The sequence below is a fragment of the Pseudomonas sp. ANT_H4 genome (assembly GCF_008369295.1).
GTDB lineage: Bacteria > Pseudomonadota > Gammaproteobacteria > Pseudomonadales > Pseudomonadaceae > Aquipseudomonas.
In genome coordinates, this window is sequence record NZ_VOBG01000013.1 from 16255 (window position 1) to 32850 (window position 16596).

The following is a 16596-nucleotide window of genomic DNA, read 5'->3' on the forward strand; positions in this document are numbered from 1 at the left end:
GCCAACTACAGCTTAAGTACACAACGTAGAACGATACGCGGCACCAACCATTTGCTCCTTTGGAGCACGACCAACACAGGGGGCCGAGCATGCTGACCCTGCTCAATCTGCTTTCCGCGGTGACCCTGCTGATCTGGGGCACGCACATCGTCCGTACCGGCATCCTGCGGGTCTACGGCTCCAACTTGCGCCAGGTGATCGGGCAGAACATGTCCAAGCGCTGGCTGGCATTCATCGCCGGGATACTGGTCACCGCCATGGTGCAAAGCAGCAACGCCACGGCGATGCTGGTGACCTCATTTGTCGGCCAGGGCCTGATGGGCCTGACGCCCGCCCTGGCGACCATGCTCGGCGCCGACGTTGGTACCGCGTTAATGGCCCGGGTGCTGACCCTCGACCTGTCCTGGCTGTCGCCGCTGCTGATTTTTCTTGGCGTGATTTTCTTCCTGTCCCGCAAACAAACGCGAATCGGACAAATGGGCCGCGTCGGCATCGGCCTGGGCCTGATCATCCTCGCGCTGCAATTGATCGTCGAAGCCGCAGGGCCCATTACCCATGCCCAGGGCGTCAAGGTGCTGTTCGCCTCGCTGACCGGCGACATTCTGCTCGATGCCCTGATAGGCGCATTGTTCGCGATGATTTCCTACTCCAGCCTGGCTGCCGTGCTGCTGACCGCCACACTGGCCGGCGCCGGCGTGATCGGCCTGCACGTGGCCATAGGCCTGGTAATCGGCGCCAACATCGGCTCCGGCGTGCTGGCCTTTCTCAGCACCAGCATGCAGAACGCCGCCGGGCGCCAGGTCGCGCTGGGCAGCCTGCTGTACAAGCTGATCGGCTTGCTGCTGATTATTCCGGTCCTCGATCCGCTGGTGCAGTGGATGGACACCCTGGACTACAGCACCCAAGGCATGGTCATCACCTTTCACCTGCTCTACAACGTCACCCGTTGCCTGATCCTGTTGCCCACCATCGGCCCGATGGCGCGTTTGTGTGCCTGGCTGCTGCCGGAGCGGCCGGAGGTCAACGGCCTGGCCAAACCCCGTCACCTCGACCTGACGGCACTGGCCACCCCAAGTCTGGCGCTGGCCAATGCCGCGCGGGAAACCCTGCGCCTGGGAGACTTGATCGACAATATGCTGACCTCAATGCTGGAAGTACTGCGGGGCAATCAAACCGCAATCACCCAGGAAATGCGCAGCCTCAGCGACGATGTCGAAGCCCTCTACAGCGCCATCAAGCTCTACCTGGCGCAGATGCCTCGCGAAGACCTCAGCGAACAGGACAGCCGCCGCTGGGCCGAGATCATTGAACTTGCGATCAACCTGAAACTGGCTGGCGACTTGATCGAGCGCATGCTGCGCAAGGTCCAGCAGCAAAAGACCTCCCAGCGCCGCTCGTTTTCCGAAGTTGGCCTGGAAGAGCTGGCCGGCCTGCACAGCCAACTAATCGCCAACCTGCGCCTGGGCCTTTCGGTGTTTCTCAGTGCCGACCCGGAAAGCGCCCGGCAATTACTGCGTGAAAAACGCCGCTTCCGCGCCCAGGAACGACGCCTGGCCCACGCCCACGTCAGCCGCCTGCAACGCAAGATCGTACAGAGCATCGAGACCAGCTCCCTGCATCTGGAGTTGATCGCCGACATGAAGCGCCTGAACTCGTTGTTCTGCAGCAGCGCCTATGTGGTTCTGGAAACCTGCGAAACCGGCGCACTGGCGGCGGATAATATTGCCGATATCACCCATTCGCCCTGAACGTACGGCGGTGCGTGAAGTCAGTTAAAACGGACCTCACTCGCCAGGAAGCTTGTTATGCGTCGCCTGTTATTCGCCTGCCTGCTCATGGGCTCGGTACATGCCTTTGCCTTTGATCGCTTGCAGGTAGAAGGCTATATGTTACCCAACGGTCTGCAATTACTGCTCAAGCCGGGCACTGAGCGCGGGCACGTGGCCATTCGTTTGGTGGTCGGCGTTGGTCTGGACGACTTCAGTTGCCAAGACAAGGAACTGCCGCACCTGCTGGAACACCTGCTGTTCAGCGGTATTGACGGCGGCGGCGAAGGGGCTCTGGAAGAGCAGATGCAAGCCCTGGGCGGCGAATGGAACGCCTTCACCAGCAACGCAGACACCACCTTCGTCATCGAAGCACCGGCACACAACCAGCGCAAGGTGCTGGACCTGTTGCTGGCGATCCTGACCCGAACCGAGCTGAACGACGCCGCCATCACTGCCGCCAAGCAAGTGGTCGAGCGCGAAGATGGCGGCCATTACTCCCACTTGCAACGCCTGCTGGATCGCCAGGACCTGGGCCACAGCGCCAGCAATCAACTGGCGGTAGAGTTAGGCATCAAGTGCGCCGAACGGGCAGAAGTCCACGACTTGACCCGCGACCAACTGGAAAAGGTACGAAAGGATTGGTACGCACCCAACAACATGACCCTGATCATCGTCGGCGACCTGGACAAGTTGCTGCCGGCCTACCTGGAACGCACCTACGGACAGCTCGACCCGGTAGACCCCAGCGAACATCGGTCCCTGCCGCAGATTCAGCACGCCGCAGCCACTCACCGGGATCTGATCCACGGCTGGGTCGGCGATGGCGCCAAGCTGCACTGGCTGTTTCCGGAACCGATGCTGGACGATCAACACGACGAAACCTACGACCTGCTCAAGGACTACATGGACTGGGCGCTGTATCGCCAACTGCGGCTCAAGCACGGTTTGTCCTACGGCCCGTGGAGCGAGCGAGAAGTGCTCGGCGGCGTTGGCTTCCTGAGCCTCAACGCCGACCTTGAACGCGACAACCTGCCCGAAGCCGAGCAGGTGCTGGAAACCCTCAAGACCACACTGCTCAAGGACGGCCTCGACCCGACTACCTTCGCTCGCCTGAAACAGGCTGCCATCGCCCGCCAGGCCTGGGCCGTGCAGGGCAACAGCGCGCTGGCCGATTATTACTGGAGCGCCTCGGGCGACTACACCGACGGGCGCTTCAGTGACCCGATCAAGCGCATCAAGGCGGTCAACCTGGAGCAGACCAACCAGGCCATGCGCCAGGTCCTTAACCAGACCGGCTACTGGCGCATCGAAAAACCGCTGCTTAGCTACGACGCCCTCAACTGGGTCGGCGCAGGCGTTCTGGGGCTGATCGCGATTGTGTTGCTGGGCCTGCGGCGTTATCGCAAAGCGATTGCGCAATGACACCCCAATGAAACGGCTAAGACGTTATTCTGTCTGGGATTTTTCCCTACAAAGACTGTGAACTGCCGAATGCCTAACCTGACCCATTACATACAGCGCGTCATCGAACTGATGAAGCGCTACCCAGGTGTGATTGCACTCGGCGGTTTTATCTCGGGTGTGAGCAGCTTCATCCTGGTGGATCGCCAGCAAGGTATGGCCAGCTGGATCGCCATCATCATGCTGGTGAGCTGGTTATGGCTGATGCTGGAAAACAGTTTCACCCAGTTATTCAGCAAAGTTTTCAAGCGGGAAATCCCCGAACCGCTGCTGCGCTACGCCACGCAGATGATCCACCAGGAAAGCCTGTTCTTCGTCCTGCCGTTCTTTTTTGTCACCACCACCTGGAACAGCGGCCAATCGGTCTTCACCGGCCTGCTGGGCGCGGCAGCGCTGGTCTCGATCACCGACCCGCTGTACTACAAGTGGCTGGCACCCAAGCGCTCGCTGTTCTTGGCGCTGCACACCCTAACTCTGTTCGCCGCCCTACTGACCGCGCTGCCGATCATCCTGCACCTGACCACCGCCGAGAGTTACAAGCTGGCACTCGGGGTGGCGATGGCTCTTTCGATCCCCAGCCTGGCGGTCAGCCTGCCGCTGCGCAGTGTGCGGGGCTGGGTCATGTTGCTGGGAGTAACCGCCGCCATTGGCGCCGCCGGCTGGTTCCTGCGCAGCTGGGTACCGCCGGCCACGTTGTGGATGAGCGAAGTCGCCATCAGCACCCAGTTGCAAGACCGCACTCCCGGCGATGACCTCAAGGAAGTCAGTTCCAGCCAACTGCGCAGCAGCGGGCTGTACGCCTATACCGCGATCAACGCGCCGCGCGGGCTGGATGAACGGATCTACCATGTCTGGAAATTCAACGGCAAAGAGGTCGACCGCATTGCCCTGGATATTCACGGCGGGCGCAAGGAAGGCTACCGGGCCTGGACCCACAAACAAAATTTCCCGCCGAACGCGGTGGGACACTGGCAGGTGCGGGTACTGACCGAAGACGGGCAGGTGATCGGCGTGTTGCGCTTCACAGTAACTGACGCCAGTCAGGACCCCGCGACGGCGAACGCGCCAAAGTAGGCAGGATCGTGCTATTACGTAGGAACTGTGTAGTAGCCAAACAAGCTCGGAGCTTATGACCAGTAGCACAACGGCTGGAGCCGCTCACCTGGACACGTCCACCACCCCACCACAACTCAGGGTTACAGGGGACTGGACGCTGGCCCACTACACCTCCCTGAAAAAGCTTTCGCAAAAGCTCGACGGCCAATACGACGCCGGTACGCGCATCGACCTTAACGGCCTGGGCGCCCTGGATACGGCCGGCGCCTCGCTGCTGGTCGAGTTGCTCGGCCCCGAGCGCATTGAGCAATCCGCCGAACATTCCGATTGCAGCCTGTCCACCGCCGACCGGGCTCTGCTCAAAACCGTCTATCGCGCCCTGAACGACTTCTGTGTGCCAGTCAAAGAACCGGAAGAGGGCGCCGGCATTCAACTGCTGGCACGCATAGGCAGCGCGGTGGACACCGTCTGGCAAGACGGCATGAAGTTGCTGGGTTTTATCGGCCTGATCCTCGAAACTTTTGCCCGCAGCGTGTTCCGCCCCAAGCGCTGGCGCCTGACCCCGATGGTCGCCCATATCGAACAAACCGGCCTCGACGCCGCACCCATCGTCGCCTTGCTGACCTTTCTGGTGGGCGCAGTGGTGGCGTTTCTCGGTGCCACGGTGCTGGCCCGTTTCGGCGCGAGTATTTTCACCGTGGATCTGGTGGCCTTTTCGTTCCTGCGCGAATTCGGAGTACTCCTCACCGCAATCCTGATGGCCGGCCGTACCGCCAGTGCCTTCACCGCGCAAATCGGTTCGATGAAGGCCAACGAAGAAATCGACGCCATCCGCACCCTGGGCCTGGACCCGATGGAGTTGTTGGTGCTGCCCCGAGTCCTGGCGTTGCTGGTGGCACTGCCGATGTTGACCTTCCTGGCGATGATCTCCGGGATTATCGGCGGTGGCGTGGTGTGCGCAGTGGCCCTGGATATCTCGCCAGCGATGTTCCTCTCGCTGCTGCAGTCGGACATTGGCGTGCAGCACTTCCTCGTAGGCATGGTCAAGGCGCCGATCTTCGCCTTCCTGATCGCCGCCATTGGTTGCCTGGAGGGCTTCAAGGTCAGCGGCAGCGCCGAGTCCGTCGGCGCCCACACCACCTCCAGCGTGGTGCAGTCGATTTTCGTGGTGATCGTGCTCGATGCGGTGGCCGCCTTGTTCTTCATGGAGATGGGCTGGTGAGTCGTTTACCCCGTGCGCCCGCCGAGGCGGTGATCGAAGTGCGTGGCCTGTGCAATCGTTTCGGCAAGCAGAGCGTGCACGAAAATCTCGACCTGAATTTGTACAAAGGCGAGATCCTTGCCGTGGTCGGCGGCTCCGGCAGCGGCAAGTCGGTGCTGCTGCGCAGCATCATCGGCCTGCGCCAGCCCAGTGAGGGTGCGGTGCGGGTATTCGGCCAGGACCTGCCGAGCCTGTCGGAACATGAGCGGTCGATGGTGGAACGGCGCTTCGGTGTACTGTTCCAGAAGGGCGCGCTGTTTTCCTCGCTGACGGTCACGGAAAACGTCGCCTTGCCACTGATCGAGCATGCCGGCCTCAGCCGTCCCGACGCTGAACACCTTGCTGCAGTGAAACTGGCCCTGGCCGGGTTGCCACTGTCGGCCGCCGACAAATATCCATCGTCACTCTCCGGCGGCATGATCAAGCGCGCGGCCCTGGCCCGTGCCCTGGCGCTGGACCCGGACATTCTGTTTCTCGACGAACCCACCGCCGGCCTCGACCCGATCGGCGCCGCCGCCTTCGATCAACTAATACTGACCCTGCGCGATGCGTTGGGCCTGAGTGTGTTCCTGGTCACCCATGACCTCGACACGCTGTACACCATCACCGACCGGGTGGCGGTGCTGGCGCAGAAAAAAGTACTGGTGGCCGATGCCATCGACATCGTCTCGGAAACGGACGACGCCTGGATTCACGAATATTTTCATGGCCCACGAGGCCGCGCGGCATTGGATGCCGCTCAACAGCTCAACGAGGTATGACATGGAAACCCGAGCCCATCATGTGATGATCGGCCTGTTCAGCGTGATCGTGGTGGTCGGCGCCATGCTGTTCGGCCTGTGGCTGGCCAAATCCAGCGTCGACAGCGCCTTTCAGGATTACGAAGTGATCTTCAATGAGGCAGTCAGCGGCCTGTCCCAGGGCAGCTCGGTGCAGTACAGCGGGATCAAGGTCGGCGATGTCACCAGCCTGCGCCTGGACCCCAAGGACCCACGCCGGGTATTGGCGCGCATCCGCCTGGCCAGCCAGACACCGATCAAGGAAGACACCCAAGCCAAGCTGGCCCTGACCGGTATCACCGGCACCTCGATCATCCAGCTCAGTGGCGGCACGCCGCAAAGCCCCAAACTCAAGGGCAAGAATGGCGAGCTGCCGCAAATCACTGCCTCGCCATCGCCCATCGCCCGCCTGCTGAACAACAGCAACGACTTGATGACCAGCATCAACCTGCTGCTGCACAACGCCAACCGCATGTTCTCCCCGGATAACGTCGACCGCCTCAGCAGCACCCTGGAACACCTGGAGCAGACCACTGGCGCCATCGCCGATCAGCGCGGAGATATCAAGCAGGTCATGCAGCAGCTAATGCAGGTCAGCAAGCAAGCCGGCGCCACCCTAGAGCAAACCACCGCGCTTATGCGTAACGCCAACGGCCTGCTCAATGACCAGGGCAAGCAGATGTTTGGCAGTGCCGAACAGGCCATGCACTCGCTTGAACAGAGCACCGCGACCATCAACAGTCTGCTGACCGACAACAAGGGCTCCCTGAACAGCGGTATGCAAGGCCTCAATGAACTGACCCCGGCCGTGCGCGAACTGCGCGACACCCTCGGTTCATTGCGGGCCATTTCCCGCCGTCTGGAAGCCAACCCCAGCGGGTATCTGCTGGGCAGCGACAAGAACAAGGAGTTCACGCCATGAAGCGTGCTTACCGCATTATCGCCCCCGTCGCTCTAGCATTAGTCAGCGCCTGTTCGATCTTGCCCAAGGCCGATCCCTCCGACGTCTATCGGCTGCCTTCGGCCCAGGCCACTTCTCAAGCCAGCGCTGTAGCCTGGTCGTTGCGCCTGGCAAAGCCACAGACTAGCGAGTTCCTCGATAGCCCGCGCATCGCCGTGGTGCCCCAGGGTGACCTGATCAGCAGCTATGCGAACTCACGCTGGAGCGATCCAGCACCGGTGCTGTTGCGTAATCGGCTGCTGGATGGTTTCCAGCGGGATGGACGGGTGACGTTGCTCAGCACCGATGACACCAACCTACAGGCGGACTTTGAGCTGGGCGGGCAGTTGCAGGCGTTTCAAAGCGAATATCGCGGCAGCGCAGTTGAAGTGGTGATTCGTCTGGATGCACGGCTGGTGCGCGGCAGTGATCAGCGGATCATTGCCAGCCGGCGCTTTGAAGTACGCCAGCCGGGCAGTGACACCAAGGTTGCGGCTGTGGTGGCGGGGTTTGGCCAGGCTGGGGATGTGTTGAACAAGCAGGTGGTGGATTGGGTGGTGGGGCAGGGCAATACAGCAGCGAAAAAATAGCCCCTCCTCTGTAGGAGCGAGCTCGCTCCTACAGAAACAGTGATTTAGCCAAAGAACCAGTAGCACACCGCAATCGCCGCTATGACACCGGCCAACTCCGCCAACAACGCACACCCCACCGCATGCCGCGCCCGCTGGATGCCCACCGAGCCAAAGTACACCGCCAACACATAAAAGGTGGTCTCGGTACTGCCCTGAACCGTCGCCGCCACCAGTGCCGGGAAGCTATCGACACCTTGGGTCTGCATGGTTTCAATCAGCATCGCCCGCGCCGCGCTGCCGGAGAACGGCTTGACCATCGCCGTCGGCAACGCGTCGACAAAGCGGGTATCCATCCCGGTCCAGGCCACTAGATGACGAATGCCCTCCAGGCCAAAATCCAGCGCCCCGGAGGCCCGCAATATGCCCACTGCACAGAGCATCGCCACCAGGTACGGCAGCAAATTTTTGGCGACGTCGAAGCCCTCTTTGGCGCCTTCGACAAACGCTTCATAGACCTTAACCTTGCGCAGGGCGCCGATCAGCAGAAACAACATGATCAGGCCGAACAACGTCAGGTTGCCGAGGATCGATGACAAACCGGCCAACGCCGTGGCCGACAAGGTCGCCAGCAACGCCATGAAGCCGCCCAGTATCAGGGCGCCCGGAATCAGATAGGCCAGTACCACCGGGTCCCACAAGCGCAGGCGCTGCATGACAGCCACCGACAACAGCCCTACCAGGGTCGAAGCACTGGTGGCCAGCAGGATCGGCAGGAATACCAACGTCGGATCAGGCGCGCCTTGCTGCGCGCGGTACATAAAGATAGTCACCGGCAGCAGGGTCAGGGAGGACGCGTTGAGCACCAGGAACAGGATCTGCGCGTTACTGGCAGTGTTGGGGATGGGGTTGAGTTCTTGCAGCGACTTCATGGCTTTCAGGCCGATGGGCGTGGCCGCGTTATCGAGACCCAGGCCGTTGGCGGCAAAGTTCAGGGTGATCAAGCCGATGGCAGGGTGACCAGCAGGCACTTCTGGCATCAGCCGCAGGAATAGCGGACCGAGGGCCTTGGCCAGCCATTCGACGATCCCGGCCTTCTCGGCGATGCGCAGGAAACCCAGCCACAGGGTCAGGGTGCCGAACAGCAGCACCATCACTTCCACTGACAACTTGGCCATGGCGAAAATGCTTTCGACCATCGCCGCGAAGATCCCGGCGTTACCGCCAATCAGCCACTGCGCCAGTGCTGAAACCATTGCAACGATAAAGAAGCCAAGCCACAGGCCATTGAGCATCAGTTGAATCCCCCGGAAGATGTGGCGAATGATAGCGGGGCTGGCAGAAACGACAAACCCCGGATTTCCCGGGGTTTGTTCAGGTCACGTTGACGCAGGCATTATCAGCCTTGGGTGGTCTCGCCAGCCGGCAGCACTTGCTTGGTGCGCCAGTGCGGCAGGGAATTCCAGTAGCGCTCGCCCTTGGCATCGTCGTACATGCCTTCCCAGCGAGCGATGACCAGCACGGCCAGGGCGTTGCCGATCACGTTCAGTGCGGTACGGGCCATGTCCATGATCCGGTCGACACCGGCGATGAACGCCAGGCCTTCCAGCGGAATACCGACACTGCCCAGGGTCGCCAGCAGCACCACGAAGGAAACACCAGGAACGCCGGCGATGCCTTTGGAAGTCACCATCAGGGTCAGCACCAGCATCAGTTGCTGGCCAACCGACAGGTCGATGCCATACAGCTGGGCGATAAAGATCGCCGCGATGCTCTGGTACAGGGTCGAACCGTCGAGGTTGAACGAGTAGCCGGTGGGCACCACGAAGCTGCAAATAGCCTTCGGTGCACCGTAGGCTTCCATCTTCTCGATCACGCGCGGCAATACGGTCTCGGAACTGGCGGTGGAGTAAGCCAGCACCAGCTCATCCTTGAAGATGCGCATCAGCTTGATCACCGAGAAACCGAACAGGCGAGCGATCAGGCCCAATATTACAAAGGCAAAGAACAGGATGGCGACGTAAACCAGGATCACCAACTTGGCCAGCGGTAACAAGGATGCGAAGCCGAAGTTGGCAACAGTCACAGCGATCAGGGCGAATACACCGATAGGGGCGTACTTCATGATCATGTGGGTGACTTTGAACATGCTCTCGGACACGCCCTGGAACATCGTCACCAGCGGCTCGCGCAGCTCAGGCTTGAGGCTCGACAAGCCAAGGCCGAACAACACCGAGAAGAATATGATCGGCAGCATGTCGCCACGGGCCACAGCGGCAAAGATGTTCGAGGGGATCAGGTTGAGGATGGTCTGGACAAACGCATGCTCATGTTGAACCTCGGCGGCCGTCGCCTGGTACTTGGAAATATCGACGGTACCCAGGGTACTCATGTCGATGCCGGTACCCGGATGGAACAGGTTAGCCAGCAACAGACCGACGACGATCGCAATGGTGGTGACCACTTCGAAGTAAAGGATGGTTTTCACACCGATCCGACCTAGTTTTTTCGCGTCCCCAACACCCGCGATTCCGACAATCAGCGACGAAATCACAATCGGGATCACGATCATCTTGATCAGGCGAATAAAGATATCGCCGGCTGGTTGCAACACGTTGCTGATCCACCAGGCCTTTTCGGCACTGAAATGGTTGAGCAACGCACCGATTGCAATCCCTAGTACCAGACCGATGAGGATCTGCCAGGCGAGGCTTAGCTTTGCCTTCTTCATGTCATTACCCTTACTTCAAGTGGACTCAGGCAGATGCGCCAGCTGGAACGCCCGGAAGCGAAAAAGTGTGTGCATCAGCCTCCGTAGAAGGTCACCGCTAGATGGCCGATATGGCTCACTGGCAGGCGAAAAAAGGCGCAACTATTCCGATGCCAGGGGGCGACGTCTAATGCCGTAAACGACTACCCTATGCCGAATCGGCATGAGTTTATAGGAGGAAACCTGTCCATATGGTCAAATCAAATGCGACATTTCGGCACACGTACATACCGTGAACCGGCCATTTTAGCGTCGCTCAGGGTTTTAGGGGGATTTGTACCCGTGCGTAAAAACTCTTGAAAATTCCTACGGATACCATTGAAAAAGTCGTCTTGCTGCCAGCGAACTTTCTAGATAGATGGTCGTGTGGAAACACCGCGAAACGGTAAGAGAGGGCAAAAAGGAAAATTTCCGCTATACGCGGCATAAGAGGGATGTGACCGCAACAAGCCCACCGCAAGTTCGTCAAGCCATCACGGCTTGCGAACTTGCGGCGCAGCTTTTCTCCTGACCCGGCCCTTGATCAGAGCGACCCGGCCCCTAGGTCATGCACCACTGTCAGGCAGGGGTGCAAACAGAAAGAAGCGTTTGGCTTCTTTCTATAGGCGTTAGATCCGCCAAACAGGCCTAGTACCAGTTCGGGTCTTTCTTGAGCTGTTCCATCAACAACTTCTGCATGCCTTCGTCCGGTTTGCCGAGGAAGCGGTAATCGGCGTGCCGGGTCGGCGACTTGTCCGCCGGCAGGCCGGCCGGGACTTCCACTAACATCGCGTAGGCTTCTTCCTTGTCCAAACTGAAAGCAACGATCAGGCGCTTATTCAGGCACGTCTCTGCGGTTTCACAGAGCGGTCCTACAAGGTACTGGTCGCCATCTTCGGTAACGGCATTCATTTGTTCAGAGGTGCCCGAGAGGTTAATTATCCAATCTGGCAAGCGCTCTTCCTTCTTGACCACGCCCTGCCAGGTTTCGCGGTACTGCGGGTCCGCGCTCAGCAGTTCGTTGGCCCTGGACTGACCATCATTGGCCGCCATGACCAGGCCACTGCCGCCCAATAACAGGGCAGCAGCAATGGCTTTAAGGGACGAATTGAACATGTTCAGCCTCGGCCGCGACGACCAAAGAAGAAGGAAACAATGAACATCACCAGGAAGACCACAAAGAGAATCTTGGCGATACCCGTGGCGGTGCCCGCGATACCACCGAAGCCCAGGACTGCAGCCACAATGGCAATGATCAGGAATGTGATTGCCCAGCTCAACATGGTAACTCTCCTTACTCTTCTATATGAGTGACTGCTGTGAAACTTCCCCGTTGCCCCAATCGAGCCACGGTTTCATGCCTAGAACACCCAGCGTTCTTGATGAGGTTGATCGCTCAGGGCAATGTCCTGTTCAACCGCCATCAACTGCGGGGCTGTCACGTCGGCGGCACTGCTGCCGACGGAACGGAAATGGGTCTGTGTCGTCATCGGACGCTCGAAATTCCGGACTTGCTGCTGACCCTGCTCCCAACGCTGCAATTGCTGCCCACCGATCAAGGTGACCATCAAGGCCAGACTTGCAAACAGGCCCTGCTGCAAACGCAGTGGCGATACACGCAATTGGGTGAGGCGTTGGCGAGTCATCCTGAATCTCTCCCGCATTCTAATTATTCGTTTATGACGGTTATGTGAGAAATATTGCAGGGTGCATGCCAGTTTTTTTATTGGAAAATTATCAACAAAATCAAATAGTTAAAAAAAATATAGTTTTCATCTCACCAGCATCCTGCACGATATCCCTACCTACATCGTGCGAAATGCACGATGGCCAGTGGTCGGATCAACGGGGCGGAAACGAACGTTTGGCTGCCGAAGTGGCTAAAAAGGCTGAAAACGCCATCAACGGGCGTCTCTGTGGGAAAGGGTGCAGATAGCTGCACGGCAATGCTTTTAATCAATCAGAATAAACCATGCAACTTGCCCGATTATTCTGGGACTAAACAAGATCACTCATTCTTAAAGGAGCGCGGGACACATGGAATCAGCCAAGGAACTTCAAGGCCGCATTCTTTTAGTGGATGACGAGTCCGCGATCCTTCGCACCTTCCGTTACTGCCTGGAAGATGAAGGCTATACCGTAGCTACCGCCAACAGCGCGGCCCAGGCCGATGCCTTGCTGCAACGTCAAGTTTTCGACCTGTGCTTCCTGGACCTGCGCCTGGGTGAAGACAACGGCCTTGATGTGCTAGCGCAAATGCGTATCCAGGCGCCGTGGATGCGCGTGGTCATCGTCACCGCCCACTCTGCTGTCGACACCGCAGTGGACGCCATTCAAGCCGGGGCTGCCGATTACCTCGTCAAACCCTGCAGCCCCGATCAACTGCGCCTGGCCACGGCTAAACAACTGGAAGTGCGCCAACTCTCGGCACGCCTGGAGGCCCTGGAAGGCGAAGTGCGCCAGCCCAAGGACGGCCTCGACTCCCATAGCCCGGCGATGATGGTGGTGCTGGAGACTGCTCGTCAGGTGGCCGGTACCGACGCCAACATCCTGATCCTCGGCGAATCCGGCACCGGTAAAGGTGAACTGGCCCGAGCGATCCACGGCTGGAGCAAACGGGCGAAGAAATCCTGCGTCACCATCAACTGCCCGTCGCTGACGGCCGAGTTGATGGAAAGCGAATTGTTCGGTCACAGCCGTGGCGCGTTTACAGGGGCCAGCGAAAGTACCTTGGGCCGTGTGAACCAGGCCGATGGCGGCACGCTATTTCTCGACGAGATCGGCGACTTTCCACTAACGTTGCAACCAAAATTGCTGCGTTTCATCCAGGACAAGGAGTATGAGCGAGTCGGTGATCCGGTGACCCGTCGCGCCGACGTGCGCATTCTGGCCGCTACCAACCTAAACCTGGAAGACATGGTCCGCGACGGTCGTTTCCGTGAAGACTTGTTGTATCGCCTGAACGTCATCACGTTGCATCTGCCGCCCCTGCGCGAACGCAGTGAAGATATCCTCACGCTCGCCGAGCGTTTCCTCGCGCGCTTCGTCAAGGAATACGCAAGACCGGCACGGGCCTTCAGCGATGAAGCACGTGAGGCGCTGCTCAACTACCGTTGGCCAGGCAATATCCGCGAACTGCGCAACGTGGTCGAGCGCGCCAGCATCATCTGTCCCCAGGAAAAGGTTGAGATCAGCCACTTGGGAATGGCCGAGCAACCGGCCAACAACTCACCGCGCATCGGCGCAGCGCTGAGCCTGGATGAACTGGAGAAAGCTCACATCGGTGCAGTGCTGGCCACCAGCGACACCCTTGACCAGGCGGCTAGAACCCTCGGCATTGATGCGTCGACGCTGTACCGCAAACGCAAACAATACAACCTGTGAGCTGTACTCTATGAAGCTTGCGATGAAACTGCGCACTCGGTTGTTCTTGAGTATTTCAGCTCTGATCACCGTTGCCCTGCTCGGGTTGCTGCTGGGTCTGGTGAGTGTCATGCGAATGGCCAAGACCCAGGAATCACTGATCCGCAGTAACTTCATCACCCTGGACCTGGGGCTAAAGCTGCGCCAGACTCTGGGTGACCAGTTAATGATCATGCTCAACGAGCGGCCGGACCAGGCCACACTACAAGCGTCCAAGCAGCAGTATTTCACCCTGCTGGCGCAAGGCATCGAACACGAACGCAAGGATGCCAAGAACAACAGCTTTACCCAGGCTAAAACCGATTATCTGAACTTCCTGCAAGCCTTCGAAGAAAGTGAAAATACGTCGCCATCGCTGCGCAACAACGACAAGCTCACCGCAAGCTTCAACGTGTTGCGCAACGGCCTGATCAGCGAACACAAGAAAGCCCTGGAAAACATCAACGATACTGAACAACAGTCAAGGGAACGGGCGCTATTGATTGCTGGCCTACTGGGGCTGGTGGGGCTGGCCGTGCTGATCATCGGCTTCATCACCGCCCACGGCATCGCCCAACGTTTTGGCGGGCCTATCGAGGCGTTAGCCAAGGCCGCCGACAAGATCGGCCAAGGTAATTTCGAGGTAACGCTGCCCATCTCCTCGGCGGCAGAGATGAACCTGCTGACCCGGCGTTTCGGCATCATGGCCGAAGCCTTGCGCCAGCATCAGGCAACCAACATCGATGAGCTGCTCGCCGGTCAGCAACGCCTGCAGGCGGTTCTCGACAGCATCGACGACGGTTTGTTGATGATTGACCGCCAGGGGCACCTGGAGCACCTTAACCCAGTGGCACAGCGCCAGTTGGGTTGGGACGCAGACCGCTTGGGACTGAGCCTTGGCGAAGCTCTCGGGCGTCCTGAGCTGGATGAACAACTGCACTTGGTACTTCGCGGCGGCAACCTGGAACGGGCGCCTGAAGACTTGGAAGTAGAGGTTGAAGGTGAACTGCGTCTGCTGACCTACAGCCTGACGCCCGTCAGCCATACCCAAGGGCATATCCTGGGAGCGGTGATGGTGCTGCATGACGTCACCGAGCAACGGGCCTTCGAGCGGGTGCGCAGCGAATTCGTGTTGCGCGCCTCCCATGAGTTGCGCACACCGGTCACCGGCATGCATATGGCGTTCGGGCTGTTCCAGGAGCGGGCGAAGTTCCCTCCCGAGTCTCGCGAAGCCGACCTGCTGAGCACGGTGAATGAAGAAATGCAGCGTCTGATGCAGTTGATCAACGACTTGCTGAACTTCTCCCGCTACCAGAACGGCCTGCAAAAACTCACCCTGGCGCCCTGCGATATCACCGATCTGCTTGAACATGCCCGCGCCCGGTTTACCGAGCAGGCTAATGTGCAAAACATTGAGTTACTGATCGAAGAGCAATCCCAACTCCCCAGGTTGCACGCCGATCAAGCGCAGTTGGAACGAGTGCTCGACAACCTTCTGGGCAATGCCTTACGGCACACCGCCGAAGGCGGACAAATCCGCTTGCAGGCACGCCGCCATGGCGAGCGGGTGATTGTCAGCGTCGAAGACAATGGCGAAGGCATCGCCTATGGACAGCAGGGGCGAATCTTCGAACCCTTTGTTCAGGTGGGACGCAAGAAAGGCGGCGCCGGCCTTGGCCTGGCGCTGTGCAAGGAGATCGTGCAACTGCACGGCGGCCGCATGGGGGTGTACTCGCGGCCAGGGCAGGGGACGCAGTTTTACATGGCGTTGCCGCTATAAGCTTGAACGGCAGGGTTCAAGCTTATAGCGTGCCGCTTGAAGCGTGCAGCTGACGCCCGTTCAACGCCTGCAAAATCGCCGCGCTTTCGGCGTCCGGTGTCCCGTCAAACAGCGACGCTCGGAAATGCATCTGGAACGCCGCCAGCACGTGCCGCGTGGCCACATCCAGCTCGCCTGTTTGCGGCGTCGCGTAGCCCAGTCGCGCCAACTCCTCCTGAAACCAGGTAATACTCGGCAGCTCGTTGGCATACTGCGCTTGAAAGCCCGCGACTACCTGGGCGTCCGGCCAAACCCCAAGCCCTTCATCGGCCAGGCGTTTCCAGGGGAACAACGGACCAGGATCCAGTTTGCGCAGTGGCGCGATGTCGCTATGGCCAATGATGTAGCGCGGGTCAATCTTGTTCCGCTTGCTGATGTCCTTGAGCAAGATCACCAACGACTGGACCTGCGCCTCGGAATAGGGATACCAGACACGGCCCGTCGGCGTATCGCGATAACCCTGATTGACGATCTCGATTCCGATGGAGCTGGAGTTGAGCCAAGTGCGGCCCAGCCATTCGCTTTCTCCGGCGTGCCAGGCACGCTGACTTTCATCCACCAACTTATAAATGGTGGCAGACGCATCGTCGCCAATCAGGTAATGGCTGCTGACCTGGCCATGAGTCAATAGCGCCAGCGAACGTTCCAAGGAAGTCGACGTATAGTGCACGATGACGAACTGCACACGGTTGTCGTAATTCGCCGAAGGATGGCTGGTATCCAGGCGAGGACCGCTCGCGCAGCCGGCGAGCATCAAAAACAGAAAGGCAGAGCACAGAAATTTCATGGCA

The 16596-nt window shown here is 59.4% G+C and carries 15 protein-coding genes; 9 read left to right on the forward strand and 6 right to left on the reverse strand.

The annotated features are described in order from the left end of the window. Window positions 1-89: 89 nt before the first annotated feature. The 7 genes from FQ182_RS17430 to FQ182_RS17460 all read left to right on the forward strand — a co-directional run bounded on the left by FQ182_RS17430 (window position 90) and on the right by FQ182_RS17460 (window position 7856). Window positions 90-1748 carry a Na/Pi cotransporter family protein gene (locus FQ182_RS17430; RefSeq protein ID WP_149412736.1) on the forward strand — a complete coding sequence of 553 codons (1659 nt, stop codon included), beginning with the start codon at window positions 90-92 and terminating at the stop codon, window positions 1746-1748. Between the two features lie 57 nt (window positions 1749-1805). Then, the gene (locus FQ182_RS17435; protein ID WP_149412737.1) at window positions 1806-3191 is read left to right on the forward strand and encodes a pitrilysin family protein; all 1386 of its coding nucleotides are present in this window, start codon (window positions 1806-1808) and stop codon (window positions 3189-3191) included. A 69-nt stretch (window positions 3192-3260) separates the two neighbouring features. Further along, complete coding sequence (locus FQ182_RS17440) at window positions 3261-4304, forward strand: DUF5924 family protein (RefSeq protein WP_149412738.1); 1044 nt, start codon at window positions 3261-3263, stop codon at window positions 4302-4304. Window positions 4305-4359: 55 nt separating this feature from the next. Further along, window positions 4360-5508 (forward strand): ABC transporter permease, encoded by a 1149-nt coding sequence (locus tag FQ182_RS17445; protein WP_149412739.1) that lies wholly within the window; start codon window positions 4360-4362, stop codon window positions 5506-5508. Beyond that, window positions 5505-6308, forward strand: coding sequence for an ABC transporter ATP-binding protein (locus FQ182_RS17450; RefSeq protein WP_149412740.1), 804 nt, complete (start codon window positions 5505-5507; stop codon window positions 6306-6308). The genes FQ182_RS17445 and FQ182_RS17450 overlap by 4 nt, the downstream gene beginning before the upstream one ends. A 1-nt stretch (window position 6309) precedes the next feature. Continuing rightward, complete coding sequence (locus tag FQ182_RS17455; RefSeq protein WP_149412741.1) at window positions 6310-7248, forward strand: MlaD family protein; 939 nt, start codon at window positions 6310-6312, stop codon at window positions 7246-7248. Further along, window positions 7245-7856, forward strand: coding sequence for an ABC-type transport auxiliary lipoprotein family protein (locus tag FQ182_RS17460; protein WP_149412742.1), 612 nt, complete (start codon window positions 7245-7247; stop codon window positions 7854-7856). Before FQ182_RS17455 ends, FQ182_RS17460 begins: the two co-directional genes overlap by 4 nt. A gap of 44 nt (window positions 7857-7900) precedes the next feature. On the opposite strand, the gene FQ182_RS17465 is transcribed toward FQ182_RS17460, so the two are convergent. The 5 genes from FQ182_RS17465 to FQ182_RS17485 all read right to left on the reverse strand — a co-directional run bounded on the left by FQ182_RS17465 (window position 7901) and on the right by FQ182_RS17485 (window position 12230). Continuing rightward, complete coding sequence (locus FQ182_RS17465; protein WP_149412743.1) at window positions 7901-9130, reverse strand: nucleoside recognition domain-containing protein; 1230 nt, start codon at window positions 9128-9130, stop codon at window positions 7901-7903. Window positions 9131-9234: 104 nt separating this feature from the next. After that, window positions 9235-10566, reverse strand: a complete 1332-nt coding sequence (gltP, locus tag FQ182_RS17470; RefSeq protein ID WP_149412744.1) for a glutamate/aspartate:proton symporter GltP — start codon at window positions 10564-10566, stop codon at window positions 9235-9237. 666 nt (window positions 10567-11232) lie between these two features. Then, window positions 11233-11700 (reverse strand): inhibitor of vertebrate lysozyme family protein, encoded by a 468-nt coding sequence (locus tag FQ182_RS17475; protein WP_149412745.1) that lies wholly within the window; start codon window positions 11698-11700, stop codon window positions 11233-11235. 2 nt (window positions 11701-11702) lie between these two features. Beyond that, window positions 11703-11867 carry a DUF1328 domain-containing protein gene (locus FQ182_RS17480; RefSeq protein WP_084378456.1) on the reverse strand — a complete coding sequence of 55 codons (165 nt, stop codon included), beginning with the start codon at window positions 11865-11867 and terminating at the stop codon, window positions 11703-11705. A 78-nt stretch (window positions 11868-11945) separates the two neighbouring features. Continuing rightward, window positions 11946-12230: a hypothetical protein gene (locus tag FQ182_RS17485; protein ID WP_149412746.1), complete on the reverse strand. Its 285-nt coding sequence runs from the start codon at window positions 12228-12230 to the stop codon at window positions 11946-11948. A gap of 391 nt (window positions 12231-12621) precedes the next feature. Between FQ182_RS17485 and algB the strand changes: the two genes are divergently transcribed. Next, window positions 12622-13968 (forward strand): sigma-54-dependent response regulator transcription factor AlgB, encoded by a 1347-nt coding sequence (gene algB / locus FQ182_RS17490; protein ID WP_149412747.1) that lies wholly within the window; start codon window positions 12622-12624, stop codon window positions 13966-13968. 10 nt (window positions 13969-13978) lie between these two features. Beyond that, window positions 13979-15766, forward strand: coding sequence for a KinB sensor domain-containing domain (locus tag FQ182_RS17495; protein ID WP_149412748.1), 1788 nt, complete (start codon window positions 13979-13981; stop codon window positions 15764-15766). Window positions 15767-15788: 22 nt separating this feature from the next. On the opposite strand, the gene FQ182_RS17500 is transcribed toward FQ182_RS17495, so the two are convergent. Next, entirely contained in the window at window positions 15789-16592 is an 804-nt protein-coding gene (locus FQ182_RS17500; RefSeq protein WP_149412749.1) for an N-acetylmuramoyl-L-alanine amidase, read from the reverse strand. Window positions 16593-16596 lie beyond the last annotated feature (4 nt).